This is a genomic window from Frigoribacterium sp. Leaf8, assembly GCF_001421165.1.
GTDB lineage: Bacteria > Actinomycetota > Actinomycetes > Actinomycetales > Microbacteriaceae > Frigoribacterium.
On record NZ_LMKB01000001.1, the window covers coordinates 819,079 to 839,597 of the forward strand.

A 20,519-nucleotide genomic window follows, 5' to 3' on the forward strand; every position below is an offset into this window, starting at 1 on the left:
CCGTCTCGGGGACCACGCCGAGCGCCGGGAGGACGACCCCGACCAGCCGAACGACGGCGCCACGGGGGCGTTCCTCGCCGACGCGACCCGCGCCTCCTGGGCGGTGGAGCTCAGGAGGCGCGGGTCGCGTGCTGCAGGTCAGGCCGCGTCGACGACGCGCGAGACGTCCGCGCCGACGCGCTTNGCCGGCGACGGTGCCCGTCAGCCCGGCGCTCGCCAGGAAGCGGTCGGCGGTGCGCAGGCCGAGGGCCATGATCGTCAGGGCGGGGTTCGCGACGACGGCACTCGGGAAGACCGAGTTGTCGGCGATCCAGAGGTTCGGCACATCGAAGCTGCGCCCGTCGGGGTCGACCACGGCCGTCGCCGGGTCGGTGCCCATGCGGCAGGTGCCGATCGTGTGCGCCGTGCGGGCCAGGACGCGGATGTCGCGACCCCCGGCCGCCTCGACGATCGCGGTCATCGTCTCGACGGCGTGATCGTCGATCGCCTTCTCGTTGTCGCCGGGCGTGAAGGTGACGACGACCTTGGGCATGCCGAACTCGTCGACCTCGTCGGACAGCGTCAGGCGGTTCTGTTCGCTCGGCAGGCACTCGGCGTTGATGCCGACGCCGGCCATGAAGCGGTAGTCGTCGAGCGCCTCCACGAGTTCGGGGCCCCAGAGGCCGGCACCGCGGGCCAGGGTCGTCGCCAGCGTCAACGGCATGGCGCCGAGGCTCTGGATCAGGTAGCCGCCGACGAAGTCGACGCCCTCGGGCCGCATCGTGTCTTCGGTGATGATCGACGACGGGTAGCCGCGGTAGCCGCGCATCTCGGTGTCGAAGGTGCCCCAGACCTGCGTCGCGCCGTGGGCCATGAAGTTGCGGCCGACCTGGTCGCTGCTGTTGGCGATCCCGGTGTGCAGCAGCAGGCGCGGGGTCTCGACGCCGCCCGCGCAGAGGAAGAGCGCGGCGGTGCGCTGGCGGTGCTCGACGCCGTCGCGGACGTAGACCACGGCCGACACCTCGCCGGCCTCGTCGAGCTCGATCCCCGTGACCATCGACTCGGGGCGGATCTCGGCCCCGTTCGCGACGGCCATCGGCAGGTAGCTGGTGTCCATGCTGACCTTGGCGCCGCTGCGGCACCCCTGGTGGCAGCTGCCGCAGCCGACGCAGGCCGGGCGGGTGCCGACGTGCTCCTGACGCCAGTCACGGCTGACCAGGGCCGCCGGGGCGTCCGTGGCCCGGATGCCCAGGGCCTCGCACCCGCGGATCATCATGTCGCTCGACGCGTTGCGGGCGGGCGGCGGCATCAGGTACGACCGCGACGGGTCCCACGGGTAGTCGGTCGGGCCGGAGACGCCGACGAAGTGCTCGACCTCTTCGATGTACCCGATCAGCTCGGCGTGGTCGACCGGCCAGTCCTCGCCCTTGCCCGTGAGGGACTTGAGCTTGAGGTCGCGCTCGTCGGGACGGGGGGTGAAGGCGCCCCAGTGCAGGGTCGAACCGCCCACGCCCTTGCCGCTGTTGTTCTGGCCGAACGCGGTCGGGGTCTCGCCGCCGCTGAGGCGCTCGTCCATCCAGTTGATCTTGACGGCCTCGATCTCGTCCTGCGTGTACTCGTCGGGCTCGAAGTTGCGGCCGGCCTCGAGCGCGACGACCGAGAGGCCCTGCAGGGCGAGCTTCGCCAGGATCGGGGCGCCACCGGCGCCGGTTCCGATCACGACCGCGTCGACGACCTCGGACTCGTCGTAGGTGCGTTGTCCGTCGAGCTTCATCGGGTGACCTCCATGGCTGGTTCCCAGCCCTCTCGTTGGCCGGCACCGAGCCGGCTGAATCCTTGCAGGGCGCGACCGGCACGGCCGTTCGCGAAACCGTCGAAGCCGATGCGTTCCATCGTCGCGGGGTGGGCGAGCCAGAGCTTGACCAAGTCGACGCGGCAGTCCTCGAACCACGCGGTGAGCTGCTCGACCGAGAAGGGGTGTGCCTCGTCGGGGCTGGGTTGCCCCGTGCGCCCGGGGGTGCCGCCGGTCATCCCGGCGTCGTCCTGGTCGCCGCCGTGGTGCGAGTCGCCGCCACCGCTGTCGCCGACGGTCCCGAGGGCGTCGTCGGGATCGCCCGCGACGATCGCGGCGAGCCGCTCGTCCTGCTGCTCGTAGGTCAGGCCGGTGAAGTCGGCGAGGGCGTCGAGGCCCAGCGCGTAGGCCTCGGGGTCGCTCGGCAGGTCGGCGTTGCGCCAGCCGTCGCCGTAGCCGGCGGCGAGCTGGGCGTCGACCCGCGCGGCGAGGTCGACCGAGTGGTCGGGGTCGTCCTGCGGCACGACGCGGGAGGCCACGGCACGCAACGTGGTCAGCTGCGCCTCGGTCAGCACCTGTGGGACGTAGCGCGGGTCGTCGGCGACGGCGCGCCGGGCGAGGATGCCGCGGGTGTTCGAGGCGGTGCGGCTCGAGGCGATGACGCGGGCGAAGTCGTCCGACATGACCGGAGCCCGCCCCGCGTCGTCGCGCCAGAAGTCGAGGACGGCCGAAGCGACCTCGGTCGGGCGCTCGAGCGGCAACAGGTGCCCCGCGCCGTCCAGGGTGAGGTGCGTGGCACGCGGGTAGACGGCGCCGTTCAGGCGACGCTGGGCGTCCTCGCCCAACGGCCCGTCGGCGCCCCCGGCGACGATCAGGGCGGGCACGTCGAGGGTGCCGACCTCGGCCGACCAGTCCTCGCGGCTGCCGCGGTCGAACCATGCGGTCCACGCCTCGGGGGAGGTGCGGTGCAGGTCGGCGAGGGACTGGTCGTCGAGCGGCGTGGCCAGGGGAGCGCCGACGTTGTCGTCGACGAAGCTGCGGGCCGTGTCGGCGTCGAGCGGGCCGTCGGCGGCCGCGGCGATCATCTGCTCGCGGTTCGCCTCGCTCATGGGCTCGGGTGACGGCGGGGACGCCGCGAGCAGCACGACCCCGGCGAGGCCGAAGAGCCCGCCCTGCCCGGCGAGCGTGCGCGCGGCGACGATCGACGCGATCTTGCCACCCATGCTGTGACCGACGAGCAGCCAGCGGGTGGCGCCGTGCCGGCGGATCTGCCGGGTGACCTGACGGACCATGTCGTCGACGGTCACCCCGTCGGCCGTGGTGGCGTCGCCGAAGCCGGGCAGGTCGAGGGCGACCACCTCGACGTCGTCGCCGAGTGCCTCGGTGACGGGACCGTACTCGAGCCGGCTCATGCCGAGCGCGTGCAGGCAGAACAGGGTGGGGCGTGTGGTGGTGTCGCTGGTCACTCGGACTCCTCGGAGAAGACGTGGGGCCGGGCGACGACCCCCGTCGTCCCGGCGGACTCGACGCTACGGCGCGCCACCGTCATCGGGCCGAATGAGGGCGTGCGGACCGTGCCGGTGGTACGACTGACTGCCCACCGCGGGTGGTCCCGACGCTGGGAGGCGTACCCCGAGGAGGCGCGGGCGGCGGATGCTCAGGAGTCGCGCCTTGTGCCCGCCCCGCCCGCCCGGGAGGATGGGCGGATGGAAACCGTCATCATCGCCCTCATGGTCATCGGGTCGATCGTCGTCATCTTCGGCATCGTCTTCTTCCTGGTCGCGGCGGTGTTGCCCACCCGTGCGCCTCGTGCCGACCGCCGGGGCCGCGGCGGACGTCCCGCCGCCCGCACCCGCTAGTCGGGGCCCGGGGTACGACGATGGACGAGGGACTCGTCGTCCACCTCCAGCGGTGCGCCGCCCAGCTGGTGACCCGCCACGAGCTCCGTGATCGGTTCGACCTCGCACGGACCGTCACGCACGCGGCCGACTTCTCGCGCCGATCGGCTGCCGAACGCGCGGCCGACGAACTCCGCACGGCGGGCTACGACGCGACGGTCACCCGGCACGGTCTGCTGGGGGCAGATCTCCGGGCCAGCCGGGAGGACGCGCTCGACGACGACCGCGCCGTGACCTTCACCCGAGAGGTGTTCGACGTCGTGCAGCGATCCGGCGGTCGGTACGACGGCTGGAGCGCCGAGGTCATCGCCGAAGCCCAGGCCTGACCCGCCTGCACCCGCCTGTGCCCCCGGGTCGCACCACCGAGGTGGTGTCGAACCGCCGATGTGCATGGTTCGACACCACGTCGGTGGTTCGACGTCGCCTCCCGCCCTACGGGACGATCGCGTCGACGTAGCCGCCGTCGACCCGCAGCGCCCCGCCCGTCGTCGCCGAGGCGAAGCGCGAGCTGAGGTAGACCACCATGTTGGCGATCTCCTCCGGCTCGATCAGTCGCTGGATGAGCGACTGCGGCCGGTGCTTCAGCATGAACTCGTGCTGGGCCTCGTCCCAGGGCAGGTCGTCGCCGACCAGCTCGCGCACGAACTCCTCGACGCCACCCGTGTGCGTCGGCCCGGCGATGACGCTGTTGACCGTCACGCCCGAACCGGCGGCCGCCTTCGCGAACCCCCGCGACACCCCGAGCAGGGCCGTCTTCGACACCCCGTAGTGGATCATCTCGACCGGCGTCACGATCGCCGAGTCGCTCGCGATGTACTGCACCCGGCCCCAGCCGCGCTCCATCATGCCGGGCAGGTAGGCCCGCGTCAGGCGCACGGCCGAGAGCACGTTCGTCTCGAAGTAGCGGCGCCACTCGTCGTCGTCGATGCTCAACGCGTCGGCCGAGCCGAAGACGCCGAGGTTGTTCACCAGCACGTCGACCTCGGGGAAGGCCTCGACCGCCGCCTGCGCGCCCGCCTCGGTGGCCAGGTCGGCCGCGAGCGTGACGACCCGCGCCTCCCGGGTCCCGGCGTCGAGGGCCGCGAAGGCGGCGTCGCCGGCCAGCGAGTCGAGGAGGCGCGCCCGGGCCGCCCCCGTGGTCTCCGTCGAGCGTCCGTTCACGATGACGCGGGCCCCGGCGGCGGCGAGCCCCCGGGCGATCGCGAAGCCGATGCCCTGGGTCGAGCCGGTGACGAGTGCGGTGGTGCCGTCGAGTTCGATCTTCATGGGTCCATCCTGCTCGCAGGAGCCCCGGGGGCCCACCCGACCTCAGCGGCGGCGCGGCACGACCATCGGCGACCCGGTCACGGGGTCGGGCACGACGACGCAGGGCAGGTCGAACACGTCGGTCACCAGCTGCTCGGTCAGCACCTCGGCCGGGGTTCCCGTCGCCACCACGTCGCCGTCGGCCATCACGATCAGGTCGGTCGCGTACCGCGCGGCCTGGTTGAGGTCGTGCAGCACCGCGACCACGGTCGTGCCCTGCCCGTGCAGCCGGGCGAAGAGGTCGAGCAGGTCGTACTGGTGCGCGATGTCGAGGTAGGTCGTCGGCTCGTCGAGCAGCAGCACCGGGGTCTGCTGCGCGAGCGCCATCGCGACCCACACCCGCTGGCGCTGGCCGCCCGACAGCTCGTCGACGGGCACGTCGACCAGCTCGGTGAGGTCGGTCTCGGCCAGGGCCGCGTCGACGGCCTCGCGGTCGGTGCCGGTCCACTGCCGGAAGAGCCCCTGGTGCGGGTAGCGGCCCCGGGCGACGAGTTCGGCGACGGTGATGCCGTCGGGCGCGGTCGAGGTCTGGGGCAGCAACCCGACGATGCGCGCCACCTCTTTCGCCGGCACGCCCGCGAGCTCGCGTCCGTCGAGCAGGACCGACCCCGACCGGGGCTTCAGGAGGCGCGCGAAGGCCCTCAGCAAGGTCGACTTCCCGCAGGCGTTCGGCCCGACGATGACGGTGAACGAGCCGTCGCGCACGTCGGCGTCGACGGCCTCGCTCACCGTTCGCCGGTCGTAGGCGAGGTGCGCGCCGCGGGCCACGAGGCGGGAGGGGCGGGTGTCGTCGGCGTTCACGCGGACCTCCGGGATTCCGAGACGAGCAGGGTGATCAGGTAGACCCCGCCGATCACGAGGGTGACGAGGCCGACCGGCACCGGGTTGGCGGCCACGTGCTGGGCGACGAGGTCGGCGACCAGCAGGAGCACCCCGCCGACGAGTCCGCCGGCGACGAGCGGCACCCCGGCCGACCGCACCAGGCGTCGGGCCAGCTGCGGCGCGGCCAGGGCCACGAACGCGATCGGCCCGGTGCTGGCGGTCACCACGGCGGTCAGCGCGACGCCGACGACGACGAGCGCCAGGCGCGACCGCTCGGCGCCCAGGCCGTGCGACCGGGCGGCGTCGTCGCCGAGCTCGAGCTGCCGGAGGGGACGCGACAACCCCATGACCAGCGGGGTCAGCACGACGAGCAGCACCAGCGCCGGGACGAGCTGCTTCCAGCCGACCAGCGCGAGCGAGCCCGCCCCCCAGAACGACGCGGTCAGGGCGACCTCGTTCTGCGCGCGCAGCAGCAACCAGCTGTTGACCGAGTGCAGCAGGGCCGTGACGCCGATGCCCACGATGATCAGCCGTAGCCCGTGCACGCCGCGACGGTAGGCCAGCAGGTAGACGACCAGCGCGGTGACGAGCCCGCCGATCAGGGCGCCGGCCGCCGTGCCGATCGCCGAGGCCGCACCCGACACGATGACGACGATCGCCCCGGTGTAGGCGCCGGTCGAGAAGCCGATCACGTCGGGCGAGCCCAGCGGGTTGCGGGTCAGGGACTGGAAGACGGCGCCCGAGACGCCGAGTGCGGCGCCGAAGACGAGGGCCGCGAGAACGCGCGGCAGCCGCCAGTTCAGCACGATGGTCGAGGCGAACCCGTCGCCGCCGAACAGCGCCCGCACGACCTGGGGCGGGCTGAGCGGGTAGTCGCCGATGCCGAGGGCGACGATCGCGACGACGACGGCCACCACGACCAGCGTCAGCGTCGCCGTGCGTCGCCGCCCGCCGGTCGAGCGCCACGAGCGCAGGAGGCGCGGGCCGACACCCGGGGAGGCCGACGTCGTCCGCGTACCCGACGACGTGCCCGTGCCCCGGGTCGGGCGCGTGTCCGGCCCCGTGCCCCCGGTCACGCGCCACCCACCCGTCGGCGTCGGGCGATCGCGATGAGCACGGGGGCGCCGACGGCGGCCGTGACGAGGCCCGCGGCCAGCTCGCCCGGGGGAGCGACCACGCGGCCGAGGACGTCCGCGAGCAGCAGCAGCACCGGCCCGAGCACGGCCGAGAGGGCGGTGATCCACGGCTGGCTTGGCCCGACGATGCCGCGGGCGGCGTGCGCGACCATGAGCCCCACGAACGCGATGGGCCCGACCACCGCGGTCGCGCCTCCGGCCAGCAGGGTGACGACGACCAACGAGACGACCCGCACGGCCGGCACCGAGACGCCGACCGAGGCGGCGTGCTCGTCGCCGAGCGCGACGGCGTCGAGCGGGCGCGAGGCGATCAGGGCGACGATGACCCCGGCCGCCACGAAGGGCAGCACCGTGAGCACGGGCTCCCAGCCTCTGTCGGCGAGCGAGCCGACCTCCCACGCGCGGACGGCGTCGAAACGGCGGGGATCGGCCAGCACGATCGACGAGGTGATCCCCGCGAGCACCGACCCGAGCGCGAGGCCGGCGAGGGTCAGGCGGGCGGGACCACCGCCTCCTCGTCCGGCGCCGCCGATCAGGGCGACGGCGACCGTCGCGAGGCCCGCACCGACGAACGAGAACCAGACCCAGCCGCTCGCCGAGGTGACCCCGGCGAAGCCGACCGCGAGGGCGACGGCGAAGGCGCTGCCCGAGGTGACGCCGAGGATGCCCGGGTCGGCCAGCGGGTTGCGCGTCACGGCCTGCACGACGGCCCCGGCGACCCCGAGCCCGGCGCCGGCCACGATCGCGGCGACCGTCCGCGGCAGGCGGAGGTCGAGCACGGCGGTCGCGTCGGCGGTGTCGCGGCTCGCGGCGCCGGTGAGGATGCGCAGCACCTCGTCGAACGCGACCGGCCGCGCGCCGACGGCGAGTCCCAGCACGACGGCGAGGGCCAACAGGGCCAGGGCGGCCACGAGGGCGAGGAGGCGCGTGCGGGTGCGCCGGGAGCCCCGCGTCGGTCGCGGGGCACGGCCGACCGTGAGCGCTCGGGGCATCGCCATGATGATTAGCTTAGGCTACCCTCACTTGGAGTCCGGCCGAGTGGCGCACGTCGCCGTCCAGGCCCGCCCCCGCACCCGACCTTCCGCCCGACACCACGTCACAGCACCGACGTCACAGCCCTGAGGAACACATGCGCAAGTCACTCTCGATCGCCGCCGCCGTCGCGGTAGCCACCCTCGCCCTGGCCGGCTGCTCGGCCGACGCCGACCCGGACGACGCCGCCGGCGGCGGAGCCTCGGGCGGATCGGGCGCGTTCCCCGTCTCGATCGACACGAAGTTCGGCGAGGTCACCATCGACCAGAAGCCGACGCGCGTCGTCGCGCTCGGCTGGGGCGACGCCGAGACGGCGCTCGCGCTGGGCGTGCAACCCGTGGGGGCCTCGGACTGGCTCGCCTTCGGTGACGAGGCCGACGGCGTCGGCCCCTGGGCACAGGGTCTCTACGACCAGGCCCCCGAGATCATCGGCACCCTCGAGCCCTCCTACGAGGCCATCGCGGCCCTCGAGCCCGACGTCATCCTCGACACGAAGAGCTCGGGCGACCAGGAGCGCTACGACCGTCTGTCGAGCATCGCCCCGACCGTGGGCGTGCCCGAGGGAGGCGACAGCTACCTGACCGACTTCGAGGACCAGATGGAGCTCGTCTCGAAGGCTCTCGGTGAAGAGGCCAAGGGTGAGCAGCTCGTCGACGAGAACGAGAAGGCCGTCGAGGCCGTCGCCGACGCCCACCCCGAGTGGAAGGGCAAGACGATCACCGCCGCCACGAAGACCAGCGAGGGCTGGGGTGCCTACGTCGAGGACAGCGAGCGGGTCGAGCAGCTCGAGGAGCTCGGCTTCGAGCAGAACCCCGCCATCTCGGCGCTGTCCCCGAACGCCGGTGGCTTCTCGGTGTCGATCTCGAGCGAGCAGCTCGACCAGATCGACGCGGACGTCATCGTGGCCTTCCCGATCTACATCGACACCACCGAGATCACGGACGACCCGCAGTGGAAGGCCCTGTCGGCGGTGCAGGACGGCCACGCCGTCGTCATCGACGGCGACGTCGCCGCGGCGTACTCGCTCGGTTCGGCGCTCTCGCGCCAGTACGCGCTCGACCAGCTGGTGCCGCTGCTCGAGGGCGCCACGGAGTAGTCGCCGCACCCGTGCGGGCCGAATCGCTGCAGAGGGTGAAAGATGTTCTGGTGACCCACGAGCTGCACGACCTGATGACCCCCGAGAAGAACGTCCAACGCATCATGTGGACCGGCACGATCTGGTTCGTCGCCGCGGTCGGCAGCGTGGCGGTGGCCATGGGGCTGCTGCTCGCGACCGGCTGGCGTCCCGCCCTCCTCTCGGCCGGGCTCGCGACGTTGTTCTGGGTCGGTGCCGCGTTGGTCGCCCTGAGCGTCGGGCTCATCGGGTGGTCGGGCTGCCCGATCCTCGAGGTCGACGTCCCCACGGCCGACCGCAACAAGACCCGCACGATGCAGGCCGGCACGATGCTCTTCATCGTCGGCGGCGCGGCCGCCCTGCTCGCCGTCCTCCTCGGCCCCGCGAGCTGACGCCGACGCCCCGCGAGCTGAGCCTCGCGAGTTGAGCGGGGGACACCTCACGACCGCCCGTCACTAGGGTGGCGCGAATGAGCGAACACGAGTCCCCGACGACGGCCACCGCCCTGCCGGGCCCCTCCTGGACCGAGCACGTCGTGTGGTGGCACGTGTACCCCCTCGGGTTCGTCGGGGCGGACACGACGGGAGCGGACCGCTCGCCGGCACCGCGCCTCCTCGATCTCGTGCCGTGGCTCGACCACCTGGTGGCCCTCGGCGCCAACGGCCTGGCCCTCGGGCCGGTCTTCGCGTCGTCTACCCACGGTTACGACACCATCGACTGGTTCGCGGTCGACCCGCGCCTCGGCACCGAGGCCGACCTCGTCACCCTGATCGAGGCCGCCCACGCGAAGGGCGTCAAGGTCATGCTCGACGGCGTCTTCAACCACGTCGGCCCCGAGTTCCCCGCGCTGGTCGAGGCACGTCGCGACCCCGACTCGAGCGCGGCCTCCCTGTTCCGGCGCGAGGACGACGGCAGCCTGGGCACCTTCGAGGGGCACGGCGGGCTCATCGCCCTCGACCACTCGTCGCCCGAGGTCGCCCGCACGGTCACGGACGTCCTGACGTACTGGGCCGACCGTGGTGCCGACGCCTGGCGGCTCGACGCCGCCTACTCGGTGCCGTCGTCGTTCTGGGCGACCGTGCTGCCGCCGCTCCGCGAACGGCACCCCGACGTGTACGTCGTGGGCGAGGTGCTGCACGGCGACTACGCGGCGGCCGTCCGTGACGGAGGCCTCGACTCGGTGACCCAGTACGAACTGTGGCAGGGCGTCTGGCACGCCCTGGCCGAGGTCAACCTGTTCGAGCTCGAGTGGGCGCTGCAGCGCCACGACGGGTTCCTCGACGACTTCGTGCCGCTGACCTTCGTCGGCAACCACGACGTCACGCGCATCGCCAGCCAGATCGACGACGACCGCCACCACGCCCACGCGATCGTGCTGCTCCTCACCCTCGGCGGTACGCCCTCGGTCTACTACGGGGACGAGTTCGGCCTGCGGGCCGTCAAGGAGGCGCGGGTCGGCGGCGACGACGCGGTGCGTCCGGCGTTCCCCTCGGCGCCGGCCGAGGCTCCGGGTGCCGGCGTCCCGGACGCCCTCCCCGAGGTCCTCGCCTTGCACCAGGAGCTGATCGGCGTGCGACGTCGGCACCCGTGGCTGCACACCGCCCGCAGCCGCACCGTGTCGGTCGCGAACGAGTCGCTCGTGCTCGAGGTCACGGGCGCCGGGGCGGGCCGGTCGCTCGTCGTCGCGCTGAACCTCGGCGACGACGAGCTGCGCGTGGCCGACCCGGCCCCGGGCGAGTGGGTGGCCGGTCGGGACGCGGGCCTCGACGGCGACGTCCTGTCGGTGGGGCCGCACGGCTGGGCGGTCGTCGCGCGCGCCTGACCCGGCCCGCGCCTCCGGGGTCCCTCCGACGCTCGTGGGCATCCCCTGGGAGTCGCGACGAACCCGGGCGGGCCGTCGCTACCGTGCCACGCATGGCTAAGACACGAGAGCTACTCATGACCTCGACCCTCGCCGTCGGTGCGCTGGTCGCCGCCACCGGATGCACCTCCGACCCCGCCGTGACGGCCCCGACCGCCGCGGCGACCGGCGTGCCGAGCGCCCCCGCGACGAGCGCGACCCCCGCCGGTTCCGAACAGGACTCGGCCGAGCAGGCGCTCGTCGTCCGCTACCTCGACGCGATCTCGGGCGGCGACACGGCGGCGGCCTGGGCCCTGCTGACCCCCGAGGCGCAGCAGTTCTACGGCGCCGAGCGGACCTTCGCCGAGTACTCGCCGGTGGACGGCACGGTGACGCCCGACGAGGCCTCGGTCCTGGTCGACGCCGACCTGGCCGTGGCCGAGGGGCCCGAGGGCGCGTTCACGCTGGTGAGCGCCACGACCGACGACCTCGCCGACGCCTGGATCGTGCGCGAGACGGCCGACGGCCTGCGCGTCGACGACGCCGGCGTGCCGCCGACCGGCGACTCGGTCTACGAGTGGGACAACCCGGCCGTCGGGGCCGAGGACCAGAGCGCAGGAGGCGCGGTGTACGACACCACGGCCCCCGCGTCGATCTCGTTCGCCAGCCCGTTGAGCCAGGACCAGACCGAGCCGAGCGTCGTCGGCTACCCCGACACGCTCTGGGCCTTCCTCGACGGTCAGCAGCTGCCGTCGATCGAGGCCGTGTCGGCCGGATCGGGCAAGCGCTTCACGACCGAGATCGGCGAGTCGAGCGGGGCCGGCCGCGGCCTCACCGTCGTGTGGCAGACGGGCGACGACTCGCTCGGCTGGCGCAGCAGCACCGTCGTGCTCTGAGCCCCGGCCCGGCAGGGCGTCCGCCGCGAACCCCGTTCACGAAGACGAACCCGGTTCAAGCAGGGTTCATCTTCGTGAACGGGGTTCGTCGTCGGGAGGCGGGGAGCGCTCAGCGGCGGCGCAGCAGGGCCATCGCCTCGAGGTGCGGCGTCTGCGGGAACATGTCGAACACGCGCGCGGCGACCACGTCGAACGACGGCATCGCGTCGAGATCGCTCGCCAGGGTGACGGGGTTGCAGCTCGAGTAGACGACGTGCTCGACGTCCGACCCCTCGAGCCAGCCGGCCAGCGTCGCCCCGATGCCGCGTCGCGGCGGGTTGACGATCACGAGCTCCGGAGGCGCGGTGCCGGTACCCGAGGGCCCCGCCCCCGCGGACGCGCCCGTCGCGAACCGGGTCGCGTCGTCCGCCGCGAAGCGCACGTGCTCGAGGCCTGCGCGACGGGCGCTGCCCCGGGCGCTGGCCACCGCCTCCTCGCTGGTCTCGATGCCGACGACCTCGCGGTACGCGTGTCGACTCGAGCGGCCGGCGCCCGGGCGCGCGACGTGCAGGGCGAAGCCTCCGACGCCGCAGTAGAGGTCCCACACGGTGGCCGGGTCGATCGCGTCGACCCATTCGGCGGCCTGCGCGTACAGCCCGGCCGCGATCGCCGTGTTCGTCTGGAAGAAGCTCTGGGGGCGCAGCTCGAGGTCGACCCCGCCGAGGTGCATGGTGAGCGTCTCGCGGTCGGTCAGCACGATCTCGTCGGTGCCCTCGAGCACGGCCTTGTGCTCGGGCAGCAGGTTGACCGACACGACCGCGACCCGGGGCAGGGCCTCGAGCAGCCAGGGCAGTTCGGACCGCAGCCGGGGCAGGGCCTGCTCGCTGCGCAGCACGAAGCGCACCATCAGCTCGCCCGAGGGCGACTCGGTGACGTGCACGTACTTCGCCTCGCCGCGGCGTCGCGGGACGTCGTAGGGCAGGAGGCGCGCCCGGGTCACGAACGCCGCCAGCGTCGGCAGCGCCTCCTGGATTCCTGACGTGTGCAGCCCGCAGCCGCGCAGGTCGACGCCCTGCCCGCGGCCGTCGAGGATGCCGAGCGTCGGCTCGTCGATCGTGCCGCCGACGACCATCTTCGCCTTGTTGCGGAACCCCGACTCGGGGCCGGTCAGCGTCGGCAGCCAGGCCGAGGGCGCATGGCTCTCGCCGAGGAGGTCGCGGACGCGCGCCTCCTTCTCGGCGACCTGGACCGGGTAGGGGCGGTCGAGGAGCGTGCACGAACGGCACAGCCCCGCGTCGAAGTAGTCGCACTGCATGGCGGGCCGAGTCTAGGCGAGGGGCGTGGGGTGGCGACCCGCGCCTCCTCGGCTGGGTGCGGCCGGGTCAGAGCTGGGTGATGCCGCGCACGAGGGCGAGGGCGCTGCCGACGGCCGCGAGCGTCAGGACGAGGATGCGGCCGACCCGGGCCGGGACGACCTTGCTGAGGTGGTGTCCGACGAAGGCGCCGACGAACAGCAGGCCGAGGGCTCCCGCCCAGACGGGGACCGGCTCGGACGGGATGCCCTTCGTCAGCACCGAGGTCAGGTTGATCGCCAGCAGGAACACCTGGCCGGTGCCGACGAAGACCTCCCGGGGCCAGCGGTCGCTGGTGGCGTGCACCGTCAGCGCCGGACCGCCGACGCCGGCCGTGACGTTCATGAAGCCGCCGAGGGCGCCCGCGGCCACGGCGCCGACGCGGCCGGGCAGGAGGCGCGCGCGGCTCGAGAACGCCATCACGAGCACCCCGACCAGGGCCAGGGCGCCCACCGCGATGGTCAGCGGACCGGTCGGGGCGGTCTGCACGACCCACGCGCCGATCGGGATCGTCACGAGGGCGGGCAGGACGAGGAGGGCCGCCGTCCGCCACCGCACCGTGCGCCAGGTGCTCGCCAGCACGACCAGCGCGAGCACGGCGGCGAGGGCGTTGCCGACCGAGACGCCGGCCTCGGGGCCGAGCACCACCACGAGGAGGGGTGCGGCGGTGAGCGCGAAGCCGATGCCCGCCATGCGCTGCGTGAGGGCGCCGACCACGATGGCCGCGGCGGCGAGGGCGAGCGTCAGCGGGGTCACGCCGCCACGCTACCCGGCGTGCCGGGCCGGGCTGCGCCGTGCCGGGCTGTGCCGGGCGTGCCGGGCCGGGTCGGCATGGCGCCAGGAGATGGCCACAGCGCCAGGACTAGTCGTGGTGCGGTGGCCATCTCGTGGTGCTGTGGGGGCTGGGGCTGGGGCTGGGGCTGGGGCAGGGCAGAGGGGCGGCGTCAGTAGGGTGGCGGCATGACCGACTCGTCGAAGACCGTCCAGTTGCGCCGCTACGAGCTCGTCGAGGGGGTGCTCGACGACTTCGTCGCCTGGTTCACCTCGACGCTGATCCCCGCCCGGCTGTCCGAGGGCTTCGCGATCGAGTTCGCCTACGCGGACCGTGACGCCAACCAGTTCGTCTGGGCCGTCAGCACCCCCGGCGACGCTGCACGGTTCGCCGAGGTCGAGGCCGCCTACCTGCAGTCCGAGGCGCGGGCCGCGGCGTTCGCCGGCCAGCCCGTGCGGGTGGCGACGCAGCACGTCACGCTCGTCGAGCCCGTCGCCTGACCGCCCCGCCCCTGCGACACCGCCGAGTGGACAGGACACCGCCGAACGCCGCGGCGTCCTGTCCACTCGGCGGTGCCTCGTCAGCACGGCCGACGTCGGTGCGGTGACGGCTCCGGGCAGGCCCGACTAGAGGGCGTCGACGAACATCTGGGTCGCGAGCGGCACGTTCGTGGCGTTCGACGACGGGTCCCAGCCGACGACCGCGACGGCCTCCCCGCCGACGCGGGCGGTCAGGCCGACCAGGGTGAAGCTGCCGCCGCCGACGGTGCCCGTGACGCGCCAGCCGAGCGACTCGTCGGTGCCCGTGAGGGTCGGCTCGGTGGTCTCGACCGTGGTCTGCACGGGCTGGCCCTGCATCGTGAAGAGGGCGGTTCCGTCCGCGCAGCGGGTCAGGGCGTCGGACGCCTCGGCGACCAGGGCCGAAGCCGCGTCGTCGTCACCCGTGCTCGCGACGACGGTGGTCATCGAGCGGTCGTTGCTCGTGCCGAACTCGAGCGCGCCGTCGGGGGCGGCGTCGTCCCAGCCGACGCCGAACGGGGCGAGGCAGCTCGGGTCGCTCGCGGTCAGCCCCGGGTAGACCGAGTCGAGCAGCTGGTCGGTCGTGTCGAACTCGTCGGGCACGAACTGGATGCCCGTGAAGACGGACGCCAGTTCGGCGTCCGAGAGGGCGGCCGACGAGGCGTCGGCAGTCGCCGTGGCCGACGGACTCGCCGTGGTGGTGGCGCTCGGCGTCGTGGTCGGCTCGTCGCCGGCACCCCCTGAGCACCCGGTCAACAGCAACACGAGAGTGGCGGCCCCGACGGGCAGCGTGGTCCTGATCGACATGTCGTCCCCTCCGTCCGGGCACCCCCGTGGTCCCGCGACGCCCCGAGGCTACCAGCGGGTCGTGATGCTGCTCGGGCCCGCGCGTCGCACCGCGGACCGGACGTCGCACCGTCGAGATCGGCGGTGCGACGTCCGGTTCGTGGTGCGACCCGGGCCGATGACGGGAGGCCGATCGGCCTCGGCCCCGGGCTCAGGGCAGCAGGCCCGAGCGGTAGGCCCAGACGACGGTCTGCAGGCGGTCTCGGGTGCCGAGCTTGGTCGTGATGCGGGTGAGGTGTGACTTGACCGTGCTCGTCTCGACCACCAGGCGCTCGCCGATCTCGTCGTTCGAGAGCCCCTCGCCGAGCAGACGGACGAGCTCGCGCTCGCGCTCCGTCAGGACGTCGGGCGACGGCTCGACCGCCGATGCCCGCCGGCGTCGGGTGAACTCGGCGATCACCCGCCGCGTGGTGGCACCGTCGATCGCGGCCCGCCCTGATGCGAGTGCCCGCACGGCGCCGACGAACTCGTCGGGCTCGACGTCCTTCAGCACGAACCCGCTCGCACCGGCCTCGAGGGCGCCGAACACGTACTCGTCGAGGTCGAAGGTCGTGGCGACGAGGACCGCGGGGGCGCCCGCCGAGCCGACCCGCGCCTCCTGCCCGTCGGCGGTCCCGGGTCCGGCGCCGCGGCCGCTGCCCCCGGAGCCGCCGCCGTCGAGCCCGACGCCGTCAAGCCTGCCCCCGTCGAGCCCGCCGCTCTCCAACCTGCTGCCCTCGAGCCCTACGCCGTCGACCCCGTCCCGGGCGTCGACGATCGCCCGCGTCGCCTCGATGCCGTCGCCGCCGGGCATGCGCACGTCCATGACGACGACGTCGGGTCGGGTGCGTCGCACGACGTCGACCGCCTCACGCCCCCCGGAGGCTTCGCCGACGACCTCGATGCCGCCCGCCGTCTCGAGCACGACCCGGAACCCGGTACGCACGATCGCCTGGTCGTCGACCAGCACGACCCGGATCACTCGGCACCCCCGCCGGTGGTCCCCGTGTCCGGCCCCGGCCGGAGCCCCGAGGTGGGCCCCGAGGCGGCCCCGCCGTCGGCCCCGGACGCCGCAGCGGTCGCCGACGGCCCGCCCGCCGGGGCCTCCGCCGAGGCCTCGGCCTCGACCGGCAGCTCGAGTCGCACTCGCCAGCGGCCGTCGGCGGTCGCTCCGGTGTCGAGCCGCCCACCGATCAGGTCGGCCCGTTCACGCATGCCGACCAGCCCGAAGCCGCCGCCCCCCGACGTGTCGCGAGCCACGGGCAGGTCGTTCTCGACGACGATCACGAGGGACCCGGCCGTCGCGGTCAGGTGCAGCTCGACCGTCGCCCCCGGCGCGTGCCGACGGGCGTTGACGAGCGCCTCTTGCACGGTGCGGTAGGCCGTGACGTCGGCGAGCGGGGCCAGCGACGGCAGCGTCCCGTCGACGTGCGAGTCGACGACGGCCCCGGAGGCGCGGGCCTGGTCGACGAGGTCGGCCACGTCGCCGAGACCGGGGACCGGCACGGTGCCGCTCGGTCCGTCGCCCGTCTCGCGGAGGATGCCCACGATCGACCGCAGCGCGTCGAGGGTCTCGCGGCCCTGGGCCCGGACGCTGCGGAGGGACTCCTTGGCGCGCTCGGGGTCGCCGTCGACGAGGCGTTCGGCGGCACCGGCCTGCACGACGAGCCCGGTGAGGTGGTGCGCGGCGACGTCGTGCAGCTCACGGGCCATGCGGGTGCGCTCGGCGGCGACCGCGGCCCGGGTGAGCGTCGCCTGGTGCTCGACGCTCTCGGCCGCGCGGGCCCGGGCGTCGCGGTCGTGGGCGCGGCGCAGGGCCACCCACGAGCCGACGGCGGCGCTCACGCCGTTGATCAGCACGGCGCTGGACACGAGGGCGAGCGCCTCGACGACGACGCCGACCTCGCCGAGCCCGGCGGGGGCGCCCAGCTGGTCCTTGACGATCGCCGACGCCCCGACGGCGGCACCGACGGCCTCGATGCCCACGGCGGCGAGCACCGCCCCGACGACGTCCCGGGTCGGCCGCAGGGTGGCGACCGTGTAGGCCGTGACGACGGGGGCGGCCGTCCACAGGGCGAGGCCGGTCGGCAGCACGGCGAGCAGGGCGGCCTGCAGGACGGCGACCGCGAGCAGGGCCGTGACGGGACGGACGCGCCGGAGTGCCAGGGGCACGTGCTGGACGAGCGCCAGCACGATCACGGCGACGATCTGGGCGGTCGGGATGCTGCGGTTCGCACCGTAGAACTCGCCCGCGGCCAGCAGCGTGGCCAGGAAGGCGACCGTGACGAGCGCCCAGACGGCGGCGAGGGCGACGTCGCGGCCGAGCACCGTGTGCACGCCCAGCCGGTCGAGGACGCGGCGCACCGACGCCATCCCGGGCCCGGCCGAACCGGCCTGGCCGCGCGGACCGCCCGGAGCGGGCGAGGTGTCGGGGGTCGTGGTCACCGTCCGAGCATGCCAGGTGCCGCGGGCCTCCCGGCCCCGGGCCGACGACGGCTGTGCACCGTCGGCCAGGGTGTCGCGCTGGGGGCGGGTCATCAGAAGCTCACGCTCGGGGCGATGAGGCGGAAGCCGAAGGCGAAGCCGGCGAGCACGACGAGCGACGCGAGGACGAGCACGCGTCCGGTCACCACGGCCCAGCCGCGACGGTCGCGCACGGCCCGCCAGGCGACCAGGGCGGCCGGCACGATCGCGACGACGCCGAGCAGCTGCAGCCCCTGGAGGACCCGCAGGGTGACGGCCGACACCTCGGCGAACGACATGGCCTGCACCGCGACGACCGCCCAGCCGACGAGGGCCAGCAGCGTCGACGCCTGTCCCAGACGCGACAGCAACAGGGTGCGGTCGCGGCGACGCGGAGTGGTGGTCGCCGACCCGGTCGACAGGCCGGCCCGGAGGTCCCGACGTCGGCGTCCCACACCGGGGAGGGCGGTGGCCGGCCAGACGATCATCGAGGCGAGCAGCACCACGACGGCCAGGACCACGCTCGGCAGCACGGCCGACGCCGCCTGCCAGGGCTGCGCCCGCAGCATGGTGAAGGAGGCGCCCCACGAGATCGCCTCGACGGACGCGTCCCCCTCGGTGTCGGTGGTCCGCGTCGCGAGCAGGGCGTCCCCGCCGACCTCGCGCCACAGGTCGGTCCCGACCTTCTCGTAGACGCCGGTGGTCATGCCGAGGGGTTTCGGCGTGACGGCGACCGTGCCGTCGGAGCGGGGGACGATCGTGGTCTGACCGCTCAGGGCGAGCAGGGCGCCGGGGTTGGTGACGGGGGAGCGCGACGAGAGGTACGTGCCGGCCAGGTCGGCGGCCACGGGGCCGTCGGAGGCGTCGCCGTCGACCGTGCCCGCGCCTCCTCGGCTGGCCGCGTCGGCCGCGTCTGCCGCGTCGGCCGGGTCGGTCGAGTCCGCGGTCGCCGCGTCACGCAGGTACCGGTCGGCGAACCCCTGCAGCACCGTGGTGCGCAGGTCGAGGGAGGCCGTGGCCGATCGTCCGCTGCCGTTCATGCTGAGGAAGATGCCGGTGTCGTGCTCGGGGAACATCCGCATCGCCGAATGGAAGACCTGCGTGTCGCCGTCGTGACCGAAGGCGGCCAGGCCGGGCGTGCTGTCGTCGAAGAACGCGAGGTCCATGCGCTGGCCGGCCACGAGCGTGCCGAGGTCGTCGGCGTCGAGGGCGGGACGGTGCATCTCGGCGAGCGTGTCGGGCTGCAGCAGCGCCTGGTCGTCCGGCAGGTCGCCCAGCTGGGCGAGCATGAAGCGGGCCATGTCGGTCGCGGTGGCCGACATCGCACCGGCCGGGGCCGCGTTGACGACCTCGGTGGCGACGGCGGGCTTCGAGTCGTCCGGGTAGCCGTGCGCCAGGCGGGCGTCGAGGTCGGCGGGCAACGGCTGGGCGAACGACGACGAGGTCATGCCCGCACGGTCGAAGACGTCCTGCTGCAGCAGGTCGGCGAACGGGACGCCGCTGACGCGCTCGGCGACGTACCCGGCCAGGGTGGCTCCGTAGTTGGAGTACGCCGGGGTGGTGCCGGGCGTGAACACCTGGGCGGGAGGCGCCTCCGAGACGGCCTCGCGCAGCGTCTTCTCGCTGCCGGGCGTGCCGATCAGCCCCGCGATGACCTCCTCGAAGCCGGCCGTGTGGGTGAGCAGGTGCCGCAGGGTGACGGCGCCCTTCGGGGTGTCGAGGTCGAAGTCGAGGTACTGCTGCACGTCGGCGTCGAGGTCGAGGTCGCCCTTCTCGACGAGCTGCATGATCGCGGTGGCCGAGACCACCTTCGACACCGAGCCGACGCGGAACAGCGTGCGCTCGGGGTCGACCGCCTCGGCGGGCGTCTCGCCGGTGCCGGTGTCGGCCATGCCGTAGCCGCGGGCGGTCAGCAGCTTCCCGTCGGCGACGACCGACACGGTCGCCCCCGGGATGCCGCTCGTCTGCAGCGCAGATCCGACGGCGCCGTCGAGCCACGTGTCGACGTCGTCCTGCGTGAGCGAGTGACCGCCGGGCTGGTGCTGAGGCGGTGCAGGAGGCGCGGGGTCGGCGGTCGCGCCCGTCGCCCCGGACGCGCACCCGGCGAGCGTGACGCCCAGGGCGACGACGGCCGCGGCGGCGGCGAGACGGGTCGTGCGGGTCGTGCGGACGAGGAGGCGCGGGTGGCGCCGTCGGGACGGAGGGGCTTCTCGGGTCGGTGTCGTGATCATGCCTCTACGCTCGCGGCTGCGCCGCCGCGGCACCGGGTGCAGGAGTCGGGACCTGGCGTACGACTTTCGTCGTACGCCGGGCGTCGGTGGTCGCGCCTACGGTCGCCGACATGGGCGTGCAGACGAAGTTCGAGAACGCGCGGGCGGCACTGCGCAAGCCGCCGGCCGAGCATCCGTGCGCGATCCCGCCGATCCCGGGCGGGCAGGGGCTGTGGCTGATCCGGCAGGGCGAGGCGGCTCCGCTCGGTTACGTGCGCCAGCGGCCGGTCACGGGCGGCTTCGCGTTCGACGTCTACGCCCACTGTCGCGACGAGGGCGGGCGTCGGCCCTGGTTGCACACGGCGTCGTCGCTGAACTCGGCCGTGGCGTGGACGCTGCAGCACGACGCCGACGTCCGCGCGCTCATCGCCCGCAGTGCAGCCGAGCCCGACCCGTGGCCGCCCGCCGCGCCTCCCGAGCCTTCCGCCGGTCGCCGCCGCCGCACCCCCTGACCCCGGGCCGGCCCCGGGCGGCAACGGAAAAACCCCGCCCCGTGCGTGAGCACGAGGCGGGGTCCACCGGGATC

19 protein-coding genes and 1 pseudogene are annotated in these 20,519 nt (G+C 74.1%); 8 read left to right on the top strand and 12 right to left on the bottom strand.

Features of this window, described 5'->3' with window-relative positions; genetic code table 11:
• Positions 1 to 184: 184 nt before the first annotated feature.
• Positions 185 to 1,753, bottom strand: a pseudogene (locus ASL10_RS03845) (GMC family oxidoreductase); the annotation flags it as partial.
• Entirely contained in the window at positions 1,750 to 3,237 is a 1,488-nt protein-coding gene (locus tag ASL10_RS03850) for an alpha/beta hydrolase (protein ID WP_056044432.1), read from the bottom strand. The pseudogene ASL10_RS03845 and the gene ASL10_RS03850, both read right to left, overlap by 4 nt.
• Before the next feature lie 240 nt (positions 3,238 to 3,477).
• Between ASL10_RS03850 and ASL10_RS15910 the strand changes: the two genes are divergently transcribed.
• Positions 3,478 to 3,630 carry a hypothetical protein gene (locus tag ASL10_RS15910; RefSeq protein WP_157485223.1) on the top strand — a complete coding sequence of 51 codons (153 nt, stop codon included), beginning with the start codon at positions 3,478 to 3,480 and terminating at the stop codon, positions 3,628 to 3,630.
• A 20-nt stretch (positions 3,631 to 3,650) separates the two neighbouring features.
• Positions 3,651 to 3,995 (top strand): ribonuclease E inhibitor RraB, encoded by a 345-nt coding sequence (locus ASL10_RS03855; protein WP_056044434.1) that lies wholly within the window; start codon positions 3,651 to 3,653, stop codon positions 3,993 to 3,995.
• A gap of 106 nt (positions 3,996 to 4,101) precedes the next feature.
• Here the strand turns inward: ASL10_RS03855 and ASL10_RS03860 are convergent, their stop codons facing one another.
• From ASL10_RS03860 to ASL10_RS03875, 4 genes are read right to left on the bottom strand one after another with little or no spacing between them, the layout of a single operon-like run.
• Entirely contained in the window at positions 4,102 to 4,935 is an 834-nt protein-coding gene (locus ASL10_RS03860) for an SDR family NAD(P)-dependent oxidoreductase (protein ID WP_056044436.1), read from the bottom strand.
• A gap of 42 nt (positions 4,936 to 4,977) precedes the next feature.
• Positions 4,978 to 5,775, bottom strand: a complete 798-nt coding sequence (locus tag ASL10_RS03865) for an ABC transporter ATP-binding protein (protein ID WP_056044437.1) — start codon at positions 5,773 to 5,775, stop codon at positions 4,978 to 4,980.
• Positions 5,772 to 6,872 (bottom strand): iron chelate uptake ABC transporter family permease subunit, encoded by a 1,101-nt coding sequence (locus ASL10_RS03870; RefSeq protein WP_235452375.1) that lies wholly within the window; start codon positions 6,870 to 6,872, stop codon positions 5,772 to 5,774. The genes ASL10_RS03865 and ASL10_RS03870 overlap by 4 nt, the downstream gene beginning before the upstream one ends.
• The gene (locus tag ASL10_RS03875) at positions 6,869 to 7,930 is read right to left on the bottom strand and encodes an iron ABC transporter permease (RefSeq protein ID WP_056044439.1); all 1,062 of its coding nucleotides are present in this window, start codon (positions 7,928 to 7,930) and stop codon (positions 6,869 to 6,871) included. The genes ASL10_RS03870 and ASL10_RS03875 overlap by 4 nt, the downstream gene beginning before the upstream one ends.
• A gap of 131 nt (positions 7,931 to 8,061) precedes the next feature.
• On the opposite strand from ASL10_RS03875, the gene ASL10_RS03880 reads away from it, so the two are divergent.
• From ASL10_RS03880 to ASL10_RS03895, 4 genes are all read left to right on the top strand, one after another.
• Positions 8,062 to 9,060, top strand: a complete 999-nt coding sequence (locus ASL10_RS03880) for an iron-siderophore ABC transporter substrate-binding protein (RefSeq protein ID WP_056044441.1) — start codon at positions 8,062 to 8,064, stop codon at positions 9,058 to 9,060.
• 50 nt (positions 9,061 to 9,110) lie between these two features.
• Positions 9,111 to 9,470, top strand: coding sequence for a hypothetical protein (locus ASL10_RS03885; RefSeq protein WP_056044444.1), 360 nt, complete (start codon positions 9,111 to 9,113; stop codon positions 9,468 to 9,470).
• Between the two features lie 77 nt (positions 9,471 to 9,547).
• On the top strand, positions 9,548 to 10,900 hold the full coding sequence (locus ASL10_RS03890) for an alpha-amylase family glycosyl hydrolase (RefSeq protein ID WP_056044446.1): 1,353 nt from the start codon (positions 9,548 to 9,550) through the stop codon (positions 10,898 to 10,900).
• Positions 10,901 to 10,992: 92 nt separating this feature from the next.
• Entirely contained in the window at positions 10,993 to 11,814 is an 822-nt protein-coding gene (locus ASL10_RS03895) for a hypothetical protein (RefSeq protein WP_157485224.1), read from the top strand.
• A gap of 109 nt (positions 11,815 to 11,923) precedes the next feature.
• Here the strand turns inward: ASL10_RS03895 and rlmC are convergent, their stop codons facing one another.
• Positions 11,924 to 13,108, bottom strand: coding sequence for a 23S rRNA (uracil(747)-C(5))-methyltransferase RlmC (rlmC, locus tag ASL10_RS03900; RefSeq protein WP_056044450.1), 1,185 nt, complete (start codon positions 13,106 to 13,108; stop codon positions 11,924 to 11,926).
• Positions 13,109 to 13,175: 67 nt separating this feature from the next.
• On the bottom strand, positions 13,176 to 13,901 hold the full coding sequence (locus ASL10_RS03905; protein WP_056044452.1) for a sulfite exporter TauE/SafE family protein: 726 nt from the start codon (positions 13,899 to 13,901) through the stop codon (positions 13,176 to 13,178).
• A gap of 204 nt (positions 13,902 to 14,105) precedes the next feature.
• Here ASL10_RS03905 and ASL10_RS03910 point away from each other — a divergent pair, with 204 nt between their 5' ends.
• Positions 14,106 to 14,417 carry a hypothetical protein gene (locus ASL10_RS03910; RefSeq protein WP_056044453.1) on the top strand — a complete coding sequence of 104 codons (312 nt, stop codon included), beginning with the start codon at positions 14,106 to 14,108 and terminating at the stop codon, positions 14,415 to 14,417.
• Between the two features lie 126 nt (positions 14,418 to 14,543).
• On the opposite strand, the gene ASL10_RS03915 is transcribed toward ASL10_RS03910, so the two are convergent.
• The 4 genes from ASL10_RS03915 to ASL10_RS03930 all read right to left on the bottom strand — a co-directional run bounded on the left by ASL10_RS03915 (position 14,544) and on the right by ASL10_RS03930 (position 19,954).
• Entirely contained in the window at positions 14,544 to 15,242 is a 699-nt protein-coding gene (locus ASL10_RS03915) for a hypothetical protein (RefSeq protein ID WP_056044455.1), read from the bottom strand.
• A 190-nt stretch (positions 15,243 to 15,432) separates the two neighbouring features.
• Positions 15,433 to 16,242: a response regulator transcription factor gene (locus ASL10_RS03920; protein ID WP_056044457.1), complete on the bottom strand. Its 810-nt coding sequence runs from the start codon at positions 16,240 to 16,242 to the stop codon at positions 15,433 to 15,435.
• A complete protein-coding gene (locus ASL10_RS03925; RefSeq protein ID WP_082460125.1) occupies positions 16,239 to 17,798 on the bottom strand; it encodes a histidine kinase in 1,560 nt (519 codons plus the stop codon). Before ASL10_RS03925 ends, ASL10_RS03920 begins: the two co-directional genes overlap by 4 nt.
• Positions 17,798 to 19,954 (bottom strand): serine hydrolase, encoded by a 2,157-nt coding sequence (locus ASL10_RS03930; RefSeq protein WP_056044459.1) that lies wholly within the window; start codon positions 19,952 to 19,954, stop codon positions 17,798 to 17,800. The genes ASL10_RS03925 and ASL10_RS03930 overlap by 1 nt, the downstream gene beginning before the upstream one ends.
• Before the next feature lie 110 nt (positions 19,955 to 20,064).
• Here ASL10_RS03930 and ASL10_RS03935 point away from each other — a divergent pair, with 110 nt between their 5' ends.
• Entirely contained in the window at positions 20,065 to 20,445 is a 381-nt protein-coding gene (locus ASL10_RS03935; RefSeq protein ID WP_157485225.1) for a hypothetical protein, read from the top strand.
• The last annotated feature ends 74 nt before the right edge of the window (positions 20,446 to 20,519 follow it).

Bases quoted from the DNA above. Each gene is read 5' to 3' on its own strand.
- ASL10_RS03860 (WP_056044436.1), bottom strand. From the start codon at position 4,935: ATGAAGATCGAACTCGACGGCACCACCGCACTCGTCACCGGCTCGACC.
- ASL10_RS03930 (WP_056044459.1), bottom strand. From the start codon at position 19,954: ATGATCACGACACCGACCCGAGAAGCCCCTCCGTCCCGACGGCGCCAC.
- ASL10_RS03935 (WP_157485225.1), top strand. From the start codon at position 20,065: ATGGGCGTGCAGACGAAGTTCGAGAACGCGCGGGCGGCACTGCGCAAG.
- ASL10_RS03915 (WP_056044455.1), bottom strand. From the start codon at position 15,242: ATGTCGATCAGGACCACGCTGCCCGTCGGGGCCGCCACTCTCGTGTTG.
- rlmC (WP_056044450.1), bottom strand. From the start codon at position 13,108: ATGCAGTGCGACTACTTCGACGCGGGGCTGTGCCGTTCGTGCACGCTC.
- ASL10_RS03925 (WP_082460125.1), bottom strand. From the start codon at position 17,798: ATGACCCGCCCCCAGCGCGACACCCTGGCCGACGGTGCACAGCCGTCG.
- ASL10_RS03890 (WP_056044446.1), top strand. From the start codon at position 9,548: ATGAGCGAACACGAGTCCCCGACGACGGCCACCGCCCTGCCGGGCCCC.
- ASL10_RS03855 (WP_056044434.1), top strand. From the start codon at position 3,651: ATGGACGAGGGACTCGTCGTCCACCTCCAGCGGTGCGCCGCCCAGCTG.
- ASL10_RS03910 (WP_056044453.1), top strand. From the start codon at position 14,106: ATGACCGACTCGTCGAAGACCGTCCAGTTGCGCCGCTACGAGCTCGTC.
- ASL10_RS03895 (WP_157485224.1), top strand. From the start codon at position 10,993: ATGGCTAAGACACGAGAGCTACTCATGACCTCGACCCTCGCCGTCGGT.
- ASL10_RS15910 (WP_157485223.1), top strand. From the start codon at position 3,478: ATGGAAACCGTCATCATCGCCCTCATGGTCATCGGGTCGATCGTCGTC.
- ASL10_RS03875 (WP_056044439.1), bottom strand. From the start codon at position 7,930: ATGGCGATGCCCCGAGCGCTCACGGTCGGCCGTGCCCCGCGACCGACG.
- ASL10_RS03880 (WP_056044441.1), top strand. From the start codon at position 8,062: ATGCGCAAGTCACTCTCGATCGCCGCCGCCGTCGCGGTAGCCACCCTC.